Origin of the sequence: Kitasatospora sp. NPDC096140, assembly GCF_040303045.1 — a bacterium.
Classification (GTDB): Bacteria; Actinomycetota; Actinomycetes; order Streptomycetales; family Streptomycetaceae; genus Kitasatospora.
Genome location: NZ_JBEOUW010000098.1, coordinates 1 through 6,509 on the forward strand (window position 1 = coordinate 1; position 6,509 = coordinate 6,509).

The 6,509-nt window shown below is 71.0% G+C and carries 7 protein-coding genes and 1 pseudogene; 6 read left to right on the top strand and 2 right to left on the bottom strand.

Annotated features, from left to right (window positions below; genetic code table 11):
- The 6 genes and pseudogenes from ABT048_RS41790 to ABT048_RS41425 all read left to right on the top strand — a co-directional run.
- Window positions 1-100, top strand: a pseudogene (locus tag ABT048_RS41790) (NmrA family transcriptional regulator); the annotation flags it as partial.
- A gap of 83 nt (window positions 101-183) precedes the next feature.
- A complete protein-coding gene (locus ABT048_RS41405; RefSeq protein ID WP_350526823.1) occupies window positions 184-831 on the top strand; it encodes a hemerythrin domain-containing protein in 648 nt (215 codons plus the stop codon).
- 228 nt (window positions 832-1,059) lie between these two features.
- Complete coding sequence (locus ABT048_RS41410; RefSeq protein WP_350526824.1) at window positions 1,060-1,662, top strand: anthrone oxygenase family protein; 603 nt, start codon at window positions 1,060-1,062, stop codon at window positions 1,660-1,662.
- A 320-nt stretch (window positions 1,663-1,982) separates the two neighbouring features.
- Entirely contained in the window at window positions 1,983-2,339 is a 357-nt protein-coding gene (locus tag ABT048_RS41415; RefSeq protein WP_350526825.1) for a hypothetical protein, read from the top strand.
- A gap of 25 nt (window positions 2,340-2,364) precedes the next feature.
- Window positions 2,365-2,784 carry a hypothetical protein gene (locus ABT048_RS41420; protein WP_350526826.1) on the top strand — a complete coding sequence of 140 codons (420 nt, stop codon included), beginning with the start codon at window positions 2,365-2,367 and terminating at the stop codon, window positions 2,782-2,784.
- Window positions 2,785-3,198: 414 nt separating this feature from the next.
- A complete protein-coding gene (locus ABT048_RS41425) occupies window positions 3,199-3,705 on the top strand; it encodes a fibroblast growth factor (protein WP_350526827.1) in 507 nt (168 codons plus the stop codon).
- A 250-nt stretch (window positions 3,706-3,955) separates the two neighbouring features.
- On the opposite strand, the gene ABT048_RS41430 is transcribed toward ABT048_RS41425, so the two are convergent.
- Both ABT048_RS41430 and ABT048_RS41435 read right to left on the bottom strand, forming a co-directional pair.
- Window positions 3,956-5,281 (bottom strand): M64 family metallopeptidase, encoded by a 1,326-nt coding sequence (locus ABT048_RS41430; protein WP_350526828.1) that lies wholly within the window; start codon window positions 5,279-5,281, stop codon window positions 3,956-3,958.
- Window positions 5,282-5,434: 153 nt separating this feature from the next.
- A complete protein-coding gene (locus tag ABT048_RS41435) occupies window positions 5,435-6,178 on the bottom strand; it encodes a hypothetical protein (protein WP_350526829.1) in 744 nt (247 codons plus the stop codon).
- Between the last annotated feature and the right edge of the window lie 331 nt (window positions 6,179-6,509).

Consider the following 6,509-nt stretch of genomic DNA (forward strand, 5'->3'; position numbering starts at 1 on the left):
GTCGTTGGGTGACGGGGTGCGGCGGGCGCTGGGTCGTGAGCCGCGGGACTTCGCGGACTACGCCCGGGAAGCCGCCGCCTCGGGCGTGTGGAACGTATGAGCCGGCTCGTCCCCGGCGGCCCCGTGTGGCCGCCCCCGGGCGGGCGTTGCAAGGGACCCTGAACGGACTTTGGAGGTCTGGTCATGTCGGACGGCACAACGGTCTGGTCGAGCGAGCGGGGCATCGGCACACTGCCCGGCCACATCAAGGGCTTCGGACTGATGCACGTGGCGATGCGCCGCGACGCGGCGCGGCTGAGCGCCGCCGCCACGCGCGGACCGTCGGGATCCACGGCGGAGCTGGCGGAGTGGTTCGGGCGGCTGCGCGCGGTGATCGACTGGCACCACCACAGCGAGGACGAGATCCTCTGGCCGTACCTGCGTGGCCGGGTGGCCGGGTTCGACGGCGGCGGGGTCCTGGAGGAGGACCACGAGGCGCTGGACCGGTCGATGCGGCGGGTGGCGGGGGTGCTCGGCTCCGGGCTGCGGGCCGAACTCCCGGCGGCCGCCGAGGCGTTCGAGACCCTGGTGCGCGACCACCTCGGGCACGAGGAGCCGGTGGTGTTCCCGGCGCTGGCCGGCCTGCCGGTGGACGAGTACCTGCGGGTGGAGCGCCGGATCATCCAGAGCGCACCGACCCAGGTGATGACCTACCTGCAGCCCTGGATGTTCGACGGCGCGGACCCGGCCGCCGTCCGGGCGGTGTCCGCGACGATCCCGGCCCCGGTGCGGCTGATCGGGCGGACGGTGCTGGAGCGGCGGTACCGGCGTGGCCTGTCGGCGGTGCTCTGAGCCCGCAGCGGGCGGCGGGCGGGCGCGACGGTGCGCCCGCCGGGCCGCAGGACCGCCGGACCGCCGGACCGCCGCGGGCGGCGCAAGACGGGGCATGTGCCGTCCTGCGGCCCGGGGTTCCGGTTGTCGCGCTTCCGTTGCGCGGTGCACCGCACGGTGGTCGGTGTCGTGTGCACAAAGTTCGTCGGCACCGCAGCCTGCGGGCCGGGAGAGTGAAGGGGTCCTGAGATGCGTTCGGATCAGACCGCGGTTCCGCTGTCGTACTCCGCGCCGTCGGCCATCGGAGGTGTGGGGATGGGGAGTTCGGCGCACGCCGTCGGGCAGAGCAAGGCGACCGGGCCGCTGCTGGTGGGCGCGACCATCGCGATGGGTTTGATGGCGGGGCTGTTCTTCGCCTTCGACGTGTCGGTCATGCCGGGTCTCGCGGCGAGTGACGACCGCACGTACGTGACGGCGATGCAGCACATCAACAAGTCGATCGAGAACGGCATGTTCGGCCTGGTCTTCGTCGGCGCCTTCGCGGCGACGGGCATCGCGGCGTGGCTGCTGCACAAGGCGGGCCGGCGGCAGGCGGCGCTGTGGGCCGCGCTGGCGACGGCGCTGTACGTGGTGGCGCTGATGGTGACCATGGGCGTCAACATCCCGCTCAACAACCAGCTGGCGGCGGCGGGCGACCCGTCCCAGATCCACGACTTCGCCTCGGTGCGGGCGCACTTCGCCGACAGCTGGGTGCCGGCCAACATGCTCCGCACCGCGCTGTGCACGGGCGGTCTGCTCGCGCTGACCCGCTCCCTGGTGCTGCACGGCCGGTTCACCCGCTCGGGGCGCTGACACCCGTCCGCACGCACTGCCTGCCTCAGGTGCCCGTCCGCCATGCGCGGACGGGCACCTGCGCGTTGGTGGCCGGTCGTGGTGGTGGCGGTGGTGGTGGCGGTCGCTCGTGGCGATGGCTGCGGTGCGGGGCCCGGTGCGCCGGAGCGTGCGCCGGTGCGCCGGGTCGGTGACTACACCCAATTCACTGGGTGAGACAGCGAGTTGGCGCCCGGCACGGATGTGGTGGAGCATGGGCGGGCCCGGTCTGTTGCGGTGCGCTTGCGCCGCGGCCGCGGCGCGTGCGCGTGCTGGGGGAGGAGGCGGGTCCGGTGAGTCCGGTGGATCGTCCGTTTCTGGTCCGGGGGAGGGCGGTACCCCTGGCCAGGTACCTGGCCGAGGAGGACATCGAGGGCCTGGTGGCCTGCTCGTGCATCGGGAACGAGGTGAGCATCGACCTCCCGGACACCAGGATCCTGGTGAGCCTGGTCGACGTCGCCGACGTGGTGAGGCTCAACTTCCACATGGTCCAGGACGGCCCGGCCAAGCCCCGTTCCTGGTCGCGCCGGATGCCCGCCGGCACCGGCCCGCGCGACATCGCGGCCCGGATAGCGCTGGACGTCCGCACCCTGGAGCGCGAGCTGGCACCGCTGCGCCGCCGCCCGCCGGCGCTGCCGGAACAGCGCCGACCGGGCTGAGCGCAGGCCCCCGTAGAGTGGCGGCGTGGACAACGACCAACCCCGCGCCGACCACGCTCCGGCCGACCACGCGTCCGTCGACGCGCCCTCCGTCGATGCGTCCTTCGTCGACGACCCCTACGCCGACGGCCGCAACGTGCTCTGGCTCCTGGACGGCTTCGACACGGACGACGAACTGCGCTACTCCCGTGAGCTGAACCGGGAGGAGTACCTGCGGGTCCGCCACCTCTTCGAGGGCGCCCCCGAGGTCCGACTCGGCGACGACGTCTGGATGCTGGCGGGCGACTACCGTGTCCCGCCCCGCCTGTGGGAACCGCTGTGGGAGCTGCTCGGCCCGCCCGCCGGCCCGGCGCAAGGCCTGGACTACCTCATCGGCGCCCGTCAGGACCTCCCCGACGGTCGGGACGACCGGTCCGGGCATTCCACCGCGGCCGCCGCTTCCTGAAAAGACGGTTCTCCCAGGCTAAGGAGCACTTCCGCATATCGTCCGCGATGTGGACGGCGTTTGCCGAAGTACCGAGCCTGGACAGGCTGTACGCGCCGGATTACAGTCGGTGCGGGGCCTGCGGCAGCAGGAAGAAAACGGGGGGTGGCAAACACGAGCGGCTGATGTGCCGCTTTGCCGTTCCCGCCTGTCAGGCTCTCCTTTTACGGCACGCAGCACGGCACATGGAGCCGACGAGGCCGCACAGTGCCGACGAGGCCGCATGGTTCGTCCCGAAAGGCTCCCGCTGTCCGACGCCGTGATTGCCGTACCGGGCACATCCCTCTCGCTCGAATTCAGTACGGAGAGAGTGCCTGTGGCGGAACCGGTTCGACTCGTTCGTGACACGCCCAGACCGAAGGGAAAGAGGCCGTCATGTCATTGTCAGCAGCTGACCTCGAAAAGCTCGGGGACGCGCCGATCACCATCCAGTCGACGCACTATCCGAATGTCCACCTGCGCATGGACGGCACCGGAGTGACCACGGCCAGGGACAACGGCGCGGGGTCGGTCAACTGTCAGTTCGGCAACGGTCCCTTGACGGCCTTCAGGGTCCGGCCGCAGAGCGACGGCACCTACGCCTTCGAGTCGGCGGCCTTCCCGAACGTGTTCCTGCGCATGGACGGCAACGGGGTCCCCACCACCATGGCCGGAGGGGGGACGGTCAACTGTCAGTTCGGCCTCGGCCCCTGGGAGAAGTACCACCTCCTTCCCCAGCCCGACGGTTCGTTCTCCTTCGGGTCGGCGGCCTTCCCGAACATCTACCTGCGCCTGGTGACCGGCAGTGGGGTGACCACCGCCACCGGTCCGGGAGGAACGGTGAACTGCCAGATCAATGCCAACGGCGGCGCGGACGAGAAGTTCTATCTCGACCTGGCCTGACGTGCGCGTCCCACGCGCGGCGACGTCCGCAGTGTGATCGCAGCGTGATCGCAGCGCGGAAGTGCCTTCCGAACCGGGACGATGAGGCGGGTCCGAGATCCGTCAGCCCTGGCAGGAAGGCACTTTCTGCGTGCACACCACCGGCACCGCGGAGCCGCTGCACCGCATTCGGTGCCCGTCGAGCCGCTGCACCGCATTCGGGTGCAGCGGCTCGGACCGGTCTCAGCGCGTGACGATCAGCGTGTGAGGATCACCGCGTGACGATCCAGGACAGGCTCGCGGTCAGGTCCGCGCGCAGCGCCGGGTCCGTCACGGCGGGGGTGGGATCGGTGGCGACGGCGGTGAGCAGGTGCGGCCGGATCCGGGGCCCGGTCAGCTTGAGGTCGCCGAGGTCCAGCGCAGTGCGACCGGAGAGGCGTGGCAGCTCGCGGCCGTCCAGGAACCAGCGCAGCCGGGTGCCGGGCACCGGCAGGTCGACGGTCAGGTGGTCGGCCGCGGTGAGCCAACTCCCTTCGGCCGTGGGGCTGGTGAGCGGCGTGGCGTGGCGGTAGAAGCCGGCGATCATCGCCTCCCGCCCGGGCAGGTTGAACTCCCGCCCGAGCGAGCGCATGATCGAGTTCTCGGTCGGCCGGTACAGCCCGGTCGGGTAGTAGCCGCCGCCTTCGTACGCACCGACCGTCCCGCCGTCCGGGGAGGTCTGCCCGAGCCAGCGGGACCACTTGTTGCCCTGCTGCCGCATCCGGTCGGCCGTGAGCGTGCTGATGTTGGCCTCGGCCGGTTCGTCGCCCTGGTACGTCCCCTGGCCGTCGTAGGCGTACTCGTCGGCGAGCTTGCCCAGCGAGTGCCCGGTCTCGTGCACCGCGATCTGCCCGGACTTGGCGTTCCCGCCCGCCACCGTGGCGATGCCCTCGTAGCCGAGCGGGGACGTGACGTCGTTGTAGCCGGCGCCGCCGTACTTGGCACTGTTGGCCACCACCAGCACCAGGTCCGCCTGCGGGGCCTTCGCCGCGTACCGCTCGACCGCCTTCTCGTCCACGCAGAGCAGCCGCTCCACGTCGTCGCACCAGAAGTACGAGCCCAGCGCGGTGTGCCGCACGGTCGCCCGGTCCGGATCGCCGGTCACCCCCGACTCCGGCGAAACCGCCGACACCGCCCAGACGTTGAACAGTCCGCGGTACGTGGCGTACGGCTCGACGGCGGTCACCTCGCGCCACTTCTCGGCCGCGTCCGTGAGGAACTTCTGCTGCTCCTGCGCGGCGTACCCGTCGCCGATCACCACGACGTCCAGCTTGGTCGCCGGATCGCCGCTGCGGACCAGCGGCGTCACGTCACCGTCCCCCTGCGGCGCGGCCACGCCCTGGGCCGGCGCGGCGACGAAGGGGGAGACGGCGGGGGCCTGGGCGCGGGAGATGCTGCCGTCCTCCGCGAAGGCCTCCACCTGGCGGGAGGGCGGTGCCGCGCTGGGCGGTGCCGTGCTCCCGGCCGGCGCACTCCAGGAGGGGGTGGCGCCGAGCAGGGCCGCGGCGAGGGCGGTGGCGAGCAGAGCGGTGGTGGTGCCGGCGGGTGTGCGGCGCACGGATGGTCCTCCCCTGGTGAGTGGTTTGTGACTGATCGGCCTCTGATCGGCCTCCTTCCCGTGTCGAGAACCTGACAATCATGTGGGAGTCGAGGACCGGGCTGCCTGCCGTCGGGTGTGGCGCGGGGCCGACGGGCGTCGCCCGCCGCGGGCCTACAGTTCCGACACGGCCGTCGCGGCGATGACCACCGTGATCAGCCAGGACACGATCGCCAGGGTCAACGTGACGGCGAACGGCCACTGGTACGCGATGAGGAGGACGCAGCCCGTGCCCGTGGCGACGGCGGTCGGAACGGCGACGAGCAGCGGCCACCCCCACGCCCGCAGGTCCGCCGAGGCCACGCGGTACGCGAGCAGCGTCGTGCCGGCACCGATCAACAGGGCGACCTCGAACACGCTCCACCACGGCATGTTCCGCTGTTCGGCCTGGTGCCCGTGATAGGAGACCCAGACCACATCGTCCTTCCAGATCTTCAGATCGACTGTGGTGCCGACCTCGACATCCCGGTAGAAGGCGCCGCCCACGTCGTACTCGCCGCTGGGAGCCGTCTCGCGCGAGATCGTCAGCAGATAGGTGACCGAATCGTCGCTGGAACTGGACGACTTCTTCGTCACCTGCCCGCTCTCCGTCCGCACGCACTCCACCACGTCCCCGGCCTCCGCCGACCCGCAGGCCGGCGCCGAGCGGTAGGCGCCCGACGCCTCGAAGGCGTCCACGAACCGGAAGAATCCGAGGCCCACCGCGGACAGGCCTATGGCGACCAGTAAGACCTTCCATCCCATCCGGACGACCGGCGCCACCTTCCGCCGCTGCTTCGGCTTGCTCAGGCTTCCCGCCCAGGCGCCAGGCACGCTGTCCGTCACATCGTCGGTCACGTCGTCGGTCACGTCGTCCACCGCATCCTCACCGTCCTGCCTCGTCCGCACCCCGTTGATCTTCCGGCGTAGTCGGATGATGCCAGGCCGCAGGCGCCCTGGGAGGAACTGGCGCAGGCTGTAACGGACTTGTGCCGGTACGGACCGACCGGGCAGCGCGAAGAGCCGGGAGCGCCGCCAGCGGTGACCGGTGGCGGTGATTTCCCGGCTCGTTTCACGTTCTCTCTTGGCCGTTCTGTTTCTTCGTTTGCTTACTGGTTGTTGGTGAGGTGGTGGTGGAGGTTGGTGAGGGCGTGTTGGGTGGCGGTGGTGTGTTTGTAGGTGAGGTTGGTGAGTTTGTGGAGGAGTTTGG